This is a genomic window from Comamonadaceae bacterium OTU4NAUVB1, from assembly GCA_024372625.1.
In the GTDB taxonomy this organism is placed as follows: domain Bacteria; phylum Pseudomonadota; class Gammaproteobacteria; order Burkholderiales; family Burkholderiaceae_C; genus Variovorax.
This window is the reverse complement of sequence record CP099605.1, coordinates 2,566,936-2,581,128: the sequence shown is the minus strand read 5'-3', so window position 1 is coordinate 2,581,128 and position 14,193 is coordinate 2,566,936. Positions and strand designations below refer to the sequence as shown.

Sequence of the window (14,193 nt, the reverse complement as noted above, 5' to 3'; positions counted from 1 at the left end):
TCCGGCCATGCGCGCGCGCGGCCCGCTCGTCCTGGCGCTGCTGCTGGGCCTGGGCACCGCCGCCGGCGCCCAGGTGGTGCGCTGCCGCGACGCCGCCGGCAAGGTCAGCTACACCGACACCGGCTGCCGGGCGGGCGACCAGCGCGTCGACCTCGGCCTCGAGCCGGGAACCTACGCGGAGCGCGGCGACGCGCCCGCCGAGGGCCGGCTGCAGCAGCAGCTCGACGGCGTGGAGCGCGCGCGGCGCTCTCAGCGCGAGGCGGTCGATGCCGTCACGCGGCAGTCCGAGACCTCGGGCGGCGTGGCGATCCTCGACCGCCGTGGCGATGCGCAGGCCGAGCAACGGCAGCGCCAGCGCGACGCCGAGCAGCGCCGCCAGCGCGAGCAGGTCGAAGCCGCGCGCCTGACGCCCTACGGCGGCAGCTACGGCGCTCCGTATGACGCCGCGTACGGGGTTCCCTACGGTGCCACCCAGGGCGGCGTGCCCTACCGCGTGCCGGCGCCGCTGCCCGACCTGCGCCCGCAACTGCGCGACTGCGGCCCCGCGGGCTGCCGCGACACCCTGGGCAACCACTACGACCGCACCGGGCGGCTCGACCGCTACGTGCGTCCGGACGGCCGCGCCTGCCGGCCGGTGGGCACGACGGTGGTCTGCAACTAGCGCGCCTCAGGCCGCGATCGAATAGCCCCCGTCCACCGGAATGGCGGTGCCGGTCACGAAGTCCGAGGCCGCGCTCGCCAGGAACACCGCGACGCCGGCCAGGTCGCCCGGCTCGCCCCAGCGGCCGGCGGCGGTGCGGGCGACCACGCGCGCTTCCAGGCCGGCCACCTGCGCACGGGCGCCGTCGGTGAGATCGGTCCGGATCCAGCCCGGCAGCACCGCGTTGGCCTGGATGCCGTCGCCCGCCCAGGCGGCGGCCAGCGACTTCGTCAGCTGCACGATGCCGCCCTTGCTGGCGCCGTAGGCCGGCGCGTAGGGCGCGCCGAAGATCGACATCATCGAGCCGATGTTGATGATCTTGCCGCCCCCGGCCGCCTTCATCAGCGGGTGCGCCGCCCGGCTGCACAGGAAGGCGCTGGTGAGGTTGGTGTCCATCACCTGGCGCCATTCGTCCAGCGCAAGCCGGTCGACCGGCTTGCGCACCGTGGTGCCGGCGTTGTTGACCAGGATGTCGAGCCGCCCGGCGCGTTCGGCCACGGCGTCGAAGAGCGCCTTCACCGACGCCTCGTCGGTCACGTCGGCCGCCAGCGCGAAGGCGTCGCCGCCGGCCTCGGCGAGTGCGGCCACCGCCGCGGCCGACTTGTCCGCGTTGCGCGCCGCCACGACGACGCGGGCGCCGGCGCGTGCCAGCCCCAGGGCCATGCCCAGGCCGATGCCGCCGTTGCCGCCGGTCACCAGGGCGACGCGTCCGCTCAGGTCGAACGGATGACGCGACGAAGCGGGACCGGCGCCGGTGGGCAAGGAAGCGTCGTTCATCGGGGGGACTTCACAGGATGCGGTTGAACCAGAACAGCGACAGCCCGGCCGACAGCAGGGCCAGCAGCGCCGCGCCGAGGGCGAACAGGGCGGAGACCTCGGTCTCCTTCTTCTCCACCGTCAGGCGGGAACTCAGCGTGTCGTAGACCTTCTTCAGGTCGGCCGCCGTGCCGGCGTAGAAGTAGTCGGCCTGGGTCTGGTTGGCCACGGCCTTGAGCGTGTCCTCGTCGAGCCGCACGCGCATCGACCAGCCCTCGAAGCCGATGGTCTCGCCATCGACCGTGCCCACGCCGACGGTGTAGACGCGCACGCCGCGCTCGGCCGCCGCCTTGGCCGCGTCGAGCGGGTCGACGCCGGTGGTCCGCTGGCCGTCGGTGAGCATGATGATCGCGGCCGACGCGTAGGAGCCCGGGGCCACCGGCACGAACGCCTTGGGCGGGGCGCGGCCGGCCTGTTCGATGGGCACGCCGCGCGAGCGGCTGGGCGGGCCGAAGTTGGCGACGTCGATGCCGGCGTCGGGGAACAGCGTGGCGAGCGAGACCACGATGGCATTGCCCGTGGCCGTGGCGCGCTGGAGCTGGAAGCCGTCGATGGCGGTGACCAGGTCGTCGCGGTTGACGGTGGGCAGCTGCGCCACCTGGGCGCTGCCGGCGAAGGCGACGATGCCGACCTTGACGGTGCGCGGCAGGTCCTTGATGAAGGCCTTGGCCGCCTCCTGCGCGGCCACCAGCCGGTTGGGCAGCACGTCGGTCGCGCGCATGCTGCCCGAGACGTCCATCGCCAGGATGATCGTCTGCTGGTTGGAGGGCAGGACCACCACCGCCATCGGGCGCGCCGCGGCAATCAGCATGGCCGCGATCGCCAGCAGGAACAGCAGCGGCGGGACGTGGCGGCGCACGCTCTGGCCGGTGCCCATCGCCTCGCGCACCAGCGACAGGCTGGCATAGCGCAGGGCCAGCTTCTTCTTGCGGCGCAGCAGCCACAGGTAGAGCAGCGACAGGACCGGCAGCAGGGCCAGCAACCAGAGGAACTGGGGCCAGAGGAAATTCATGGCGTCTCCGCGTGCGTCATGCGGCCGGGGCCGTCTTCGTGAAGGTCGGATGGCCGCCACCGCTCGCGCGCATGCGCTGCTTGCGTGCGCTGGCGAAGCGCAGGATGGCGGCGGCGAGGTCGTCGGCCGTCGAGAGTTCGAGCGTGTCCACGCGCGCCTTGGACAGCGCCGCGCGCAGGGTGGCCTCGCGCTCGGCGGCCAGCCGCGCGAAGCGCTTGCGGAAACCCGGGTCGTGGGTGTCGACCCACAGCTGCTCGCCCGTCTCGGCGTCGTGCAGCGGCACCAGGCCCAGGTCGGGGAGGTCGAGTTCCAGCGGATCGAACAGGCGCACCGCGATCACCTCGTGGCGCAGCGCCAGCCGGCCGAGCGGCTGCTCCCAGCCGGGCTCGCTCAGGAAGTCCGAGACCACGAAGACGGTCGAACGCCGCGGCATCAGGCCGGCGGCCGAGGCCAGCAGGTCCGACAGCCGCGTCATGCCCTTCTGCGTGGGCGGCGCCTCGACCGCGCGGCGCTGCATCGACTGCAGCAGGTGCAGCACGTGGCGCCGCCCGGTGCGCGGCGGGATCACCGCTTCGAGGTCGTTGCCGTAGACCAGCGCACCGACCCGGTTGCCGTGGCGCGTGAGCAGCCGGGCCAGCGCGCCGACGAAGCCGATCGACACCGCCCGCTTGGCCTGGGTGCCCGAACCGAAGTCGACCGAGCGGCTCAGGTCGAGCACGAACCAGGCGGTCATCTCCCGGTCCTCGGTGAACACGCGCACGTGCGGCGTCTGCAGCCGCGCCGTGACGTTCCAGTCGATGTGGCGCACGTCGTCGTGCGACTGGTACTCGCGCAGGTCCGCCAGGTCCAGTCCGCTGCCGCGCATCAGCGTGCGGTAGTTGCCCTGCAGCAGGCCGTCGAGCCGGCGCACGACGGTCCATTCCAGCCGCGCCAGCAGCCGCTCCGCGCCACCGACGCCACCCACGCCAGCGTCGTTGGCCGCCGCGACCGGTTCCGGCGCCGTCTCCGGCGCGCGCGACCTGGAGCGCCACCACGATTTCATGTCACGCCGCCAGCTTCTCGTGTTCCAGCGGCTTGGGCGGTGCCGGCACGGCGCGCATGATCTTCTCGATCAGGCCGTCCGAGGTCAGGCCCTCCGACAGCCCCTCGTACGACAGCGTCACGCGGTGGCGCAGCACGTCGGGCACCAGCGCGGTCATGTCCTCGGGCAGCGCGTAGCTGCGACCGCGCAGCAGCGCCAATGCGCGCGCGCCCTCGGTCAGGTTGATGGTGGCGCGCGGGCTGGCGCCGAAGGTGATGAAGCGCTTCATGTCGCGCAGGCCGTGCTTCTCCGGATTGCGCGTGGCCGACACCAGCTTCACCGCGTACTGGATCAGCGACGGGTCCACGTAGACGCGCCGCGCCTCGGCCTGCAGGGCGGCGAGCTGTTCGGTGGTCGCCACCGGGGTCGCCTGCACGGGCGGGCCGATCACGCGCTGCACGATCACGAACTCCTCCTCGTCGCTCGGGTAGTCGACCATCACCTTCATCATGAAGCGGTCGACCTGCGCCTCGGGCAGCGGGTAGGTGCCCTCGGTCTCGATCGGGTTCTGCGTCGCCATCACCAGGAACGGGCGCGGCACCCGGTGCGTCTCGCCGGCGATGGTGACCTGGCGCTCCTGCATCACCTCCAGCAGCGCGCTCTGCACCTTGGCCGGCGCGCGGTTGATCTCGTCGGCCAGCAGCAGGTTGGCGAACACCGGACCGAGCGAGGTCGTGAAGTCCCCGGTCTTCTGGTTGTAGATGCGCGTGCCCACCAGGTCCGAGGGCACCAGGTCGGGCGTGAACTGGATGCGCTTGAACTGGCCGCGCAGGGTGTCGGCCAGCGTCTTGATGGTGAGGGTCTTGGCCAGGCCCGGGACGCCCTCGACGAGCAGGTGCCCGCCCGCGAGCATGGCCACCATCACGCGCTCGAGGAAACGGTCCTGCCCGACCACCACGCGCTTGACCTCGTAGAGGATCTGCTCCATCAGCTCGGCGGTGGCGGGCGCGGTGGCGAAGGGCGACGGCTCGGGGGTGCTGCTCATGCGGGGCTTTCCAGGAGAAGGTTCAGAACGGTGGCGAGCCGGCGGCGGAGGCCGCGTTCTCGATGGGCACCGCGAAGCCGATGCCGATGAAGGTGCGCTGCTGGGTCGGGTTGAGGATGGCCGTGACGATGCCCAGCACCTCGCCGTCCATGTTGACCAGCGGGCCGCCCGAATTGCCGGGGTTGGCCGCGGCGTCGAACTGGATCAGGTTGCCCAGTTCCTGCCGGCCTTCCGGCGAGCGGAACGAGCGTTTCAGCCCCGACACCACCCCCGCCGACACCGACGGCCCGATGCCGAAGGGAAAACCGACCGCGGCGACCTGGTCGCCCGGCTGCAGGTCGGCCGTGGAGCGCATCGTCGCGGCGATGAGGTCGTCGGGGATCTTCTGCGCCTGCAGCACCGCCAGGTCGTTCTCCGGCTGCGTGCCGGTGACGGTGGCGATCGACTCGAGGCCGTCGAAGAAGGTCACCTTGATCGTCTCGGCCCCGGCGACGACGTGCAGGTTGGTGAGGATCACGCCCTTGTCGACGATCACCACGCCGGTGCCCACGCCCCGCTCCTCGGGCTCGCCGGGCGGCGCTTCGGCCTCCGGCGGCTTGCCGCGCGCCAGATTGCGGCCGCGCTTCTGCGTCTTCGCCTCCGGCGTGGCGCGCTCGGGGCCGTAGGCCACCACCCGCACGACCGCCGGCCGCACGGTGGCGGCGGCGCGTGCCGCCGGCGAGGGCAGGGACGTCGTCTGCAGCGTGCGCAGCACCGCCGCGTCGATGTCCTTCTGGGTCAGCGCATAGGGCGCCTGACGCGGCCACAGCGCCGCCGTGCCGACGGCCAGCGACAGGAACAGCACCGCCAGGACGGCGAAAGCCCGCCGGCCGGGTTGCCAGCCGAGGAAAGCTTGCCTGCGCATCGACACCTCCAGCAAAAGTGACGTGGGACGAAAGTCGGGTGGACCGCACCCACAGAGTGCGTCTTCGGTAAGAAGAACGCCTTAGCCAGCGCATGCGGTAAATCACAGTAGCATGCTTTGTGCCCCCTTGCATGCCTTCGGGCATCATGTGCCGATGGCTGGTTTCATCGACACGCACTGTCACCTGGACGCCTCCGAATACGGCGCCGAACGACCCGCGGTGCGCGCCCGCGCCGCCGCCGCCGGCGTGTCGCTGTGCGTGATCCCGGCCGTGGGGGTCGCCAACTTCCGCACCGTGCGCGAGCTTGCCCACGCCCAGGGCGACGCCTACGCGCTGGGCATCCATCCCCTGTGCACCGGCGAGGCCGGCGAGGGCGACCTGGCGGCGCTCGACGCCGAACTGCACGCGCACCGCGACGACCCCCGGCTGGTCGCCGTCGGCGAGATCGGGCTGGATCATTTCGTGCCCGGGCTCGACGACGCGAAGCAGCAGCACTTCTTCCGCGCCCAGCTGCGTCTCGCGCGCGCGCACGACCTGCCGGTCATCCTCCACGTGCGCCGGTCGGTCGACCGCGTGCTCGGCCACCTGCGCCAGGCCGGCGGCGGGCGCCCGTGGCGCGGCATCGCGCACGCCTTCAACGGCAGCGAACAGCAGGCGCGCGCCTGCCTCGACCTGGGCCTGAAGCTGGGTTTCGGCGGCACGCTGACCTTCGAACGCGCGCTGCAGGTGCGCCGGCTCGCGGCGGCGCTGCCCGGCGAGGCCATCGTCATGGAGACCGATTCCCCCGACATCCAGCCCCACTGGCTCTACCGCACACGCGAGGAGCGCGACGCCGGACGGCCGCAGGGACGCAACGAACCCGCCGAGCTGCCGCGCATCGCCGCCGTGCTGGCCGGGTTGCGGGACACCAGCCCGGCGGCGCTCGCCGAGACCACCACCCGCAACGCCGTGGCCGCGCTGCCGCGCCTGGCCGCCCTGCTGGACGAAAGCGCGCGAGCCGCCTGAAAAAAAATGCGGCGAACGGCGCGCGACTGTCATCCGGCTCCCTCGGCGGCCCGTTGTTCCCTCGGCGCGACGCAGTTCGCGCGCCGTGACTCACAACAACTCCCTGGAGCTTTGCTATGACATCGTCTTTCATCCGTACCGTCCCCGCGATCCTCGCGCTCGGCATTGCTTCCATCGGTTTCTCGGCCGTGGCCCAGACCGCGACCCCCGGTCCCGCTCCCGCGGCACCGATGACCGCTCCCCAGGCGGCACCGGCACGCCCCATGGCGCCGGCCATGGCGCCCGCCACGACGCCCGCCACGACGCCCGCCCAGCCGACCGTGGGCGAAAAGGCCGTCGACGGCGCCAAGCGTGCCGGTGCCGCCACCAAGCGCACCGCCAAGAAGGCCGGCAACGCCACCAAGCGCGCGGCCAAGAAGACCGGCAACGTCATCTCCAACACCGCCTCGAAGGCCGCCGGCGGTGTCCGCGCCGCGGGCCACAAGATCGGCGAGAAGATCCCCGGCACCGCCGAGCACGCCGCCGCCACCGGCAAGTGAGTCGCCGCGGGCCGGACGCCGCCGTGGTCGCGAGGCCCGGCATGCGCCGGTCCGGACGCCGACCCCACCAAACCCGCCGCGGCGGGTTTTTTATCGTCCGCCGCGCGCGCGGCCTTTCCGCGCCCCGCGGGCGGTACCATGCCCGTGCGCCTTGCGGGCCGCCCGGGCCGTCGCCAGCGCCACCCCCACCCGTCCACTGCCCGCCCACCACCTGCCTGCCCACCCCCACGGGTCCTCGTCCCTTGAACGCTCTCCGGTTCCTCCGTCTTCCTTCTCCCGCGCGCGCCATGGACGCGCCGTCCATCGCGCGGGGCGCGCGCTGATGGCGTCGCGGGCCCGGCCGGCGCTGCCGGAAGTCAATTTCTCCGACTGGGGCGACATCCGCTACCTGCACCTGGGCACGGAGTGGATCCAGGGCTCCATGAAGATGGACGCGCCCTACGAGATCGAACTCGAGTACGTGCAGCGCATGATGGTCTGGCTGCTGTTCGTCGACCCCGCGGGCGTGGCCAGGCGCCACGCGATGCAGCTCGGCCTGGGCGCCGCCACGCTGACCAAGTTCAGCCGCAAGCAGCTGCGCATGCGCACCACCGCCGTCGAGCTCAATCCGCAAGTGATCGCGGCGTGCCGGGGCTGGTTCAAGCTCCCGGCCGACGACGCCCGCCTCGCCGTGGTGCTGGCCGACGCCGGCGAGGAGATCCGCGACCCGCGCTGGCACGGCACGGTCGACGCGCTGCAGGTCGACCTCTACGACCACGAGGCGGCGGCGCCGGTGCTCGACAGCGAGGGCTTCTACGCCGACTGTCGCGCGCTGCTGACCGAGGACGGCGCCATGACCGTCAACCTGTTCGGCCGCTCGTCGAGCTACGAGCGCAGCCTGGAGAAGATCGCCGCCGCCTTCGGCGCCGAGGCGGTGTGGGCCTTCAAGCCCACGCGCGAGGGCAACACGGTGGTGCTGGCCCAGCGCACGCCCACGCGTCCGAAGCGCGACCTGCTCGTCGGGCGGGCCGAGGCCGTGCAGACGCGCTGGGGCCTGCCGGCGCCGAAGTGGCTGCGGGTCTTCAAGCCCCTGCAGCCCTGAATCGATCCACCCCCGAACCCGCCCGACGGAGCGACCGATGACCCCGAGCGATCCCCCCGCGCCGCCGGCACCGCGCCATGAAGGCCCGCTCGAACTGCGCCGACTCATCGAGTGGCTGGCCGAGGACCGCGTGATCTCGCCGGCCGAGGCCCAGCGCACCATCGCGCGCTGCGCGCAGGCCGCCAGCCGCCAGCCGCCGCTGGTGCGCCTGGCCAACGTCGCCATGGCGCGCGCGTCCGACGGCAAGCCGCTCGACCTGGAGCTGCTCACGCAATGGCTGGCCGCTCGCGCGGGGCTGGCCTACCTGCGCATTGATCCGCTCAAGGTCGATGTCGGCAAGGTCGCCGACACCATGAGCGCGGCCTACGCCGAGCGTCACAAGGTGCTGCCGGTGCAGGTCTCGCCGACCGAGGTGGTCGTCGCCACCGCCGAGCCGTTCCTCACCGACTGGATCGCCGAGGTCGAGCGCCAGTCGCGGCGCACGGTGCGCCGCGTGGTGGCCAATCCGGGCGACATCCAGCGCTACACGGCCGAGTTCTTCGCGCTCGCCAAATCGGTGCGCGCGGCGCAGAAGTCCGGTGGCAACGCGGGCGGCGCGAGCTTCGAGCAGCTCGTGGAGCTGGGCAAGAGCAACCGCCCGCTCGACGCCAACGACCAGAGCGTGGTGCAGGTGGTCGACTGGCTGTGGCAGTACGCCTTCGACCAGCGCGCCAGCGACATCCACCTGGAGCCGCGGCGCGAGCAGGGCGTGATCCGCTTCCGGATCGACGGCGTGCTGCATCCGGCCTACCAGATGCCCATGGGCGTGATGAACGCGATGGTCGCGCGCATCAAGCTGCTCGGGCGGATGGACGTGGTGGAGAAGCGCCGTCCGCTCGACGGCCGCATCAAGACGCGCAACATGCGCGGCGACGAGGTCGAGATGCGGCTGTCGACGCTGCCCACGGCCTTCGGCGAGAAGATGGTGATGCGCATCTTCGACCCCGACACGGCGGTCAAGGACCTCGACGCGCTGGGTTTCTCGCAGCACGACGCCGAGCGCTGGGAACAGCTGGTGACGCGGCCGCACGGCATCGTGCTGGTGACCGGTCCGACCGGCTCGGGCAAGACGACGACGCTGTACTCCACGCTCAAGCGCGTGGCCACCGAGCAGGTCAACGTCAGCACCATCGAGGACCCGATCGAGATGATCGAGGCCTCGTTCAACCAGACCCAGGTGCAGCCGCAGCTGGATTTCGGATTCACCGAGGGCCTGCGCGCGCTGATGCGGCAGGACCCGGACATCATCATGGTGGGCGAGATCCGCGACCTGGCCACGGCGGAGATGGCGGTGCAGGCCGCGCTCACCGGCCACCTCGTCTTCAGCACCCTGCACACCAACGACGCGCCCAGCGCGGTGACGCGGATGATGGAGCTGGGCGTGCCGTCCTACCTCATCAACGCGGTGATGCTCGGCGTGCTGGCCCAGCGCCTGGTGCGCACGCTGTGCCCGCACTGCAAGCAGCCCGACGAGGCGATGACGCAGGAGCGGCTGGCCGAGTTCGTGAAGCCCTGGCAGCTCAACGGCGCCGTGCGCGCCTACCGGCCGGTGGGCTGCGTCGACTGCCGCATGACCGGCTACCGCGGCCGCATGGGACTCTACGAACTGCTGAGCATCGGCGAGGCCTTCAAGACCCGGGTCGACAAGACGCCCGACCTCGCCGCGCTGCGCCGCCAGGCGGTGGCCGACGGCATGCGCCCGCTGCGCCTGGCCGGCGCCCTGCGCGTGGCCGAGGGCCTGACGACCATCGAGGAAGTGCTGAGCGCGACGCCGCCGCTGACCTAGCGGGCGAGGCGGGTTATCCCTAGGCGTCCGCTAGGTGGAATCCACATCGCCCGGCGCACGGGCCCCACTGAGAATCCTCCGTTCGATTGATTCGAGGAGACTGTTCGTGAAAATCAAGAGTCAGAGAGACTTTTTCTCGGGGCTGATGTTCGCCATCGTGGGCATCGCCTTCGCATGGGGAGCGTCGACCTACAACGTGGGCAACGGCGCGCGCATGGGGCCGGGCTACTTCCCGCTGATGCTGGGCATCCTGATGGCCCTGATCGGCGCGGGCATCATGTTCACCGCCCTCACGGTGGAGACCAACGACGGCGAGAAGATCGGCAAGTGGGCCTGGAAGCAGGTCGTCTTCATCCTCGGCGCCAACCTGGCCTTCGGCATCCTGCTGGGCGGCCTGCCGAGCCTCGGCGTCCCGGCCATGGGCATGATCATCGCCATCTACGCGCTGGTGCTCATCGCCAGCCTGGCGGGCAACGAATTCGATCTCAAGAAGGTCCTGGTCCTCGCCACCGTCCTGGCCATCGGCAGCTACATCGCCTTCATCTGGGCACTCAAGCTCCAGATCCAGGTCTGGCCGACCTTCATCACCGGCTGAGGAACACAAAAATGGACCTGATCAACAACCTCTCGCTCGGCTTCGGCGTCGCGTTCACCTTCACGAACCTGCTGTATTGCCTGGTCGGCTGCATCCTGGGCACGCTCATCGGCGTGCTGCCGGGCATCGGCCCGGTCGCGACCATCGCGATGCTGCTGCCCGCGACCTACGCGCTGCCGCCCGTCTCGGCCCTCATCATGCTGGCCGGCATCTACTACGGCGCGCAGTACGGCGGCTCCACCACCGCCATCCTGGTCAACCTGCCGGGCGAATCGTCGTCGGTGGTGACCGTGATCGACGGCTACCAGATGGCGCGACGGGGGCGGGCGGGTCCCGCGCTCGCGGCGGCCGGCCTGGGCTCGTTCTTCGCCGGCTGCGTCGGCACGCTGATCCTGGCCGCCTTCGCGCCGCCGCTGACCGAGATCGCCTTCAAGTTCGGCCCGGCCGAGTACTTCTCGCTGATGATCCTGGGCCTGATCGGCGCCGTGGTGCTGGCCTCGGGCTCGCTGCTCAAGGCGATCGCGATGATCGTGCTGGGCCTGCTGATGGGCCTGGTGGGCACCGACGTGAACTCGGGCGTCGCCCGCTTCAGCTTCGACATCCCCGAACTGACGGACGGCATCGGCTTCGTGGCCATCGCCATGGGCGTGTTCGGCTACGGCGAGATCATCGCCAACCTGTCGCGTCCGGAAGAGGACCGCGAGGTCTTCACCGCCAAGGTGTCGGGCCTGATGCCCACCGGCGAGGACTTCAAGCGCATGATCCCCGCCGTGCTGCGCGGCACGGCGCTCGGCGCGTCCCTGGGCATCCTGCCCGGCGGCGGCGCGCTGCTGGCGGCGTTCGCGGCCTACACGATCGAGAAGAAGACCAAGCTACAGCCGGGCGAAGTGCCCTTCGGCAAGGGCAACATCCGCGGCGTGGCCGCTCCCGAGGCCGCCAACAACGCCGGCGCGCAGACCTCCTTCATCCCGCTGCTGACGCTGGGCATCCCGCCCAACGCCGTGATGGCGCTGATGGTGGGCGCCATGACGATCCACAACATCCAGCCCGGTCCGCAGGTCATGACCAGCAACCCGGAACTGTTCTGGGGCCTGATCGCCTCGATGTGGCTCGGCAACGCGATGCTGATCATCCTGAACCTGCCGCTGATCGGCATGTGGATCAAGCTGCTGTCGGTGCCCTACAAGTACCTGTTCCCGGCCATCGTGCTGTTCTGCGCCATCGGCGTGTACTCGACGAACAACAACACCTTCGACATCTGGATGGTGGGCATCTTCGGTCTGGTCGGCTACGCCTTCTTCAAGCTCGGCTGCGAACCCGCGCCGCTGCTGCTGGGCTTCATCCTGGGCCCGATGATGGAGGAGAACCTGCGCCGCGCACTGCTGCTCTCGCGCGGCGACTGGAGCGTCTTCGTCTCGCGTCCGATCTCGCTGGGCCTGCTCGCCGCCGCGGCGCTGCTGCTGGTGATCGTGCTGCTGCCGGCGGTCAAGTCCAAGCGCGAGGAAGCCTTCGTCGAGGAGTGATCCCGACCTTCCGTTCCCCGGCAACGGGGAACGCCTCCCTCAGTCCCGGTCCTTGCGCGGCGGCTTCATGTGCTGCCGCGCCATGGCGAGAAACGCCATGGCGGCCGGGCTGAGCGGATGCTTGGCCAGGCGAACGGCCACGACCGGAAATTCCAGCGTCGGGTTCGCCACCGCCACGGCCCTCAGGTTGCCGGGCATCAGGACTTCCACGTAGCGCGGCAACAACGCCACGCCCATCCCCGACTGCACCATGCCGAAGGCGGTCGACAGCATCGAGACGTGCTGCACCACCCGCGGATGCACCTGCGCCACGCCGGCGAGCTGCGTGCTGATGGCGCGCCAGACGGTGGCCTCGCGGTTGACGTGGACGAAGTCCAGCGTCGCCAGCCGCGCCGCGTCCACCACGGCCTGCCGCGCGAGTGGATGGTCTTCCCGCACGAACAGCGCCATCGCCTCGGAGAACAGGGCCTCGGTCGCGAGCCCGGAATGCTTCTGGCCGATGTCCGAGCCGAAGCCCAGGTCGGCCTCGCGCGAGAGCACGCGCGACATCATCTGTTCGGCCGTGCTGTCGAGCAGGGTGGTGGCGAGCTGGGGGTGGGCTCCGGAGAAGCGCCCGAGCAGCGCGGGCATCAGCGCGCCGGCGGTCAGGTGGCCGACGGCCAGCACCACCTGGCCTTCACGCAGCTGCGATTGGGAGCGGCACGCTCCCACCGCGTCGTCGACCATGCGCAACGCCCGCGCGGCGGTGTCGGCCATCAGGCGCCCGGCGGCCGTCAGACGGATGCGCCTGCCGCGCACCACCAGCGGCTGGCCGACTTCCTCCTCCATGCGCTTGACGAGGTGGCTGATCGCCGGCTGCGTCAGCTGCAGGGTTTCCGCCGCCAGCGTGAAGCTGCCGGTCTCGGCGATGGCCGCGAGCGCGCGCAGTTGCTGCATCGAAACCGCGTCGTCGGCATGCTTTGCCATAAACCCTCTTCATAGTCGAATAAGGCGAATTATCTGTTTTGATGTTTGCACGCTGCCTAGGATGGACGTCCCGTCCCCGATCCCTTCCCATTCACTCACGGAATCCAGCCGCATGAAGCGCCTCCGCTTTCTCCAGGGCCTCGCGCTCGCGCTGTGCGCCGCCGCCACGTCGGCCAGCCATGCCCAGGCCTGGCCGGCCAAGCCGATCCGCCTGATCGTGCCGTTTCCCGCCGCCGGCGCGACCGACCTGTTCGCGCGCACCCTGGCGCAGAAGATGGGCGAGCGCCTGGGCGCGTCGCTGGTGATCGACAACAAGCCCGGCGCCGGCGGGGCCATCGGCTCGGACCTGGCCGCCAAGGCGCCGGCCGACGGCTACACGCTGCTGCTGGCCACCACCAGCACGCACTCGATCGGTCCGGCCATGGGCCAGAAGCTGCCCTACGACACGGTGCGCGATTTCACGCCCATCGCCCACGTGGGCAACGCGCCGAGCATCATGCTGGTGCCCAACGACTCGCCCGCGCGGACGGTGCGCGAATGGATCGACCACGCGAAGAAGAACCCCGGCCGGCTCAACTACGCCTCCAGCGGCAACGGCACCATCGTGCAACTCACGGCCGAGCTGTTCAAGGCGCAGGCCGGCGTGTTCGTCACGCACATCCCGTACAAGGGCACGGCGCTGGCCATTCCCGACCTGATCGCGGGCAACGTCGACGTGCTGTTCGACTCGCTGCCCACCGGCATGCCGCACGTGCGCGACGGCCGCCTGCGCGCGCTGGGCGTGACCTCGCTCAAGCGCAGCCCGCTCGCCCCCGAACTCCCGCCCATCGCCGACACCCTGCCGGGCTTCGAGTCGAGCACCTGGTTCGGCCTGTACGGACCGAAGGCGTTGCCGCCGGAGATCGTCGCGCGCGTCAACGCCGCCGCCAACCAGGCCCTGGCCGACCCGGAGGTGAAGGACAAGCTCGCGCGCCTGGGCATCGAGCCGGTCGCGAGCACGCCGCAGCAGCTCGCCACGATGGTGGCGGCCGATGCCGCCAAGTGGAAGCGGACGGTGGCCGAGCGCGGCATCAAGAGCGACTGAGCGCCGTCCCGCACACCGCCGCGGTTCCCCCGCCGTGACCGCGCCTCGGCGCATCATTCCTTCCGGCCTCCCTTCC

Annotated in this window: 14 protein-coding genes; 8 read left to right on the top strand and 6 right to left on the bottom strand. The window is 71.1% G+C overall.

From position 1 onward, the window contains the following. Positions 1–7: 7 nt before the first annotated feature. Positions 8–661 (top strand): DUF4124 domain-containing protein, encoded by a 654-nt coding sequence (locus NF681_15560; GenBank protein UST53705.1) that lies wholly within the window; start codon positions 8–10, stop codon positions 659–661. A gap of 6 nt (positions 662–667) precedes the next feature. Here the strand turns inward: NF681_15560 and NF681_15555 are convergent, their stop codons facing one another. The 5 genes from NF681_15555 to NF681_15535 are packed head-to-tail and all read right to left on the bottom strand — an operon-like array spanning position 668 to position 5,498. Next, complete coding sequence (locus NF681_15555) at positions 668–1,477, bottom strand: SDR family oxidoreductase (protein ID UST53704.1); 810 nt, start codon at positions 1,475–1,477, stop codon at positions 668–670. Between the two features lie 10 nt (positions 1,478–1,487). Continuing rightward, positions 1,488–2,528 (bottom strand): VWA domain-containing protein, encoded by a 1,041-nt coding sequence (locus tag NF681_15550; GenBank protein UST53703.1) that lies wholly within the window; start codon positions 2,526–2,528, stop codon positions 1,488–1,490. 16 nt (positions 2,529–2,544) lie between these two features. Continuing rightward, positions 2,545–3,570: a DUF58 domain-containing protein gene (locus NF681_15545; GenBank protein UST53702.1), complete on the bottom strand. Its 1,026-nt coding sequence runs from the start codon at positions 3,568–3,570 to the stop codon at positions 2,545–2,547. 1 nt (position 3,571) lies between these two features. Beyond that, positions 3,572–4,594 (bottom strand): MoxR family ATPase, encoded by a 1,023-nt coding sequence (locus NF681_15540; protein UST53701.1) that lies wholly within the window; start codon positions 4,592–4,594, stop codon positions 3,572–3,574. A 22-nt stretch (positions 4,595–4,616) separates the two neighbouring features. Next, the gene (locus tag NF681_15535; protein UST53700.1) at positions 4,617–5,498 is read right to left on the bottom strand and encodes a trypsin-like peptidase domain-containing protein; all 882 of its coding nucleotides are present in this window, start codon (positions 5,496–5,498) and stop codon (positions 4,617–4,619) included. A gap of 154 nt (positions 5,499–5,652) precedes the next feature. Here NF681_15535 and NF681_15530 point away from each other — a divergent pair, with 154 nt between their 5' ends. The 6 genes from NF681_15530 to NF681_15505 all read left to right on the top strand — a co-directional run bounded on the left by NF681_15530 (position 5,653) and on the right by NF681_15505 (position 12,067). Then, positions 5,653–6,504 carry a TatD family hydrolase gene (locus tag NF681_15530; protein ID UST53699.1) on the top strand — a complete coding sequence of 284 codons (852 nt, stop codon included), beginning with the start codon at positions 5,653–5,655 and terminating at the stop codon, positions 6,502–6,504. Positions 6,505–6,620: 116 nt separating this feature from the next. Further along, entirely contained in the window at positions 6,621–7,043 is a 423-nt protein-coding gene (locus NF681_15525; protein ID UST53698.1) for a hypothetical protein, read from the top strand. A 322-nt stretch (positions 7,044–7,365) separates the two neighbouring features. After that, positions 7,366–8,124 carry a spermidine synthase gene (locus NF681_15520; GenBank protein ID UST53697.1) on the top strand — a complete coding sequence of 253 codons (759 nt, stop codon included), beginning with the start codon at positions 7,366–7,368 and terminating at the stop codon, positions 8,122–8,124. Positions 8,125–8,161: 37 nt separating this feature from the next. Beyond that, positions 8,162–9,949: a Flp pilus assembly complex ATPase component TadA gene (tadA, locus tag NF681_15515; protein ID UST53696.1), complete on the top strand. Its 1,788-nt coding sequence runs from the start codon at positions 8,162–8,164 to the stop codon at positions 9,947–9,949. Positions 9,950–10,055: 106 nt separating this feature from the next. Then, complete coding sequence (locus NF681_15510) at positions 10,056–10,544, top strand: tripartite tricarboxylate transporter TctB family protein (protein UST53695.1); 489 nt, start codon at positions 10,056–10,058, stop codon at positions 10,542–10,544. Between the two features lie 11 nt (positions 10,545–10,555). Next, entirely contained in the window at positions 10,556–12,067 is a 1,512-nt protein-coding gene (locus NF681_15505; GenBank protein UST53694.1) for a tripartite tricarboxylate transporter permease, read from the top strand. Positions 12,068–12,106: 39 nt separating this feature from the next. Here the strand turns inward: NF681_15505 and NF681_15500 are convergent, their stop codons facing one another. Then, a complete protein-coding gene (locus tag NF681_15500) occupies positions 12,107–13,033 on the bottom strand; it encodes a LysR family transcriptional regulator (GenBank protein ID UST53693.1) in 927 nt (308 codons plus the stop codon). 112 nt (positions 13,034–13,145) lie between these two features. On the opposite strand from NF681_15500, the gene NF681_15495 reads away from it, so the two are divergent. Then, the gene (locus NF681_15495) at positions 13,146–14,117 is read left to right on the top strand and encodes a tripartite tricarboxylate transporter substrate binding protein (GenBank protein ID UST53692.1); all 972 of its coding nucleotides are present in this window, start codon (positions 13,146–13,148) and stop codon (positions 14,115–14,117) included. The last annotated feature ends 76 nt before the right edge of the window (positions 14,118–14,193 follow it).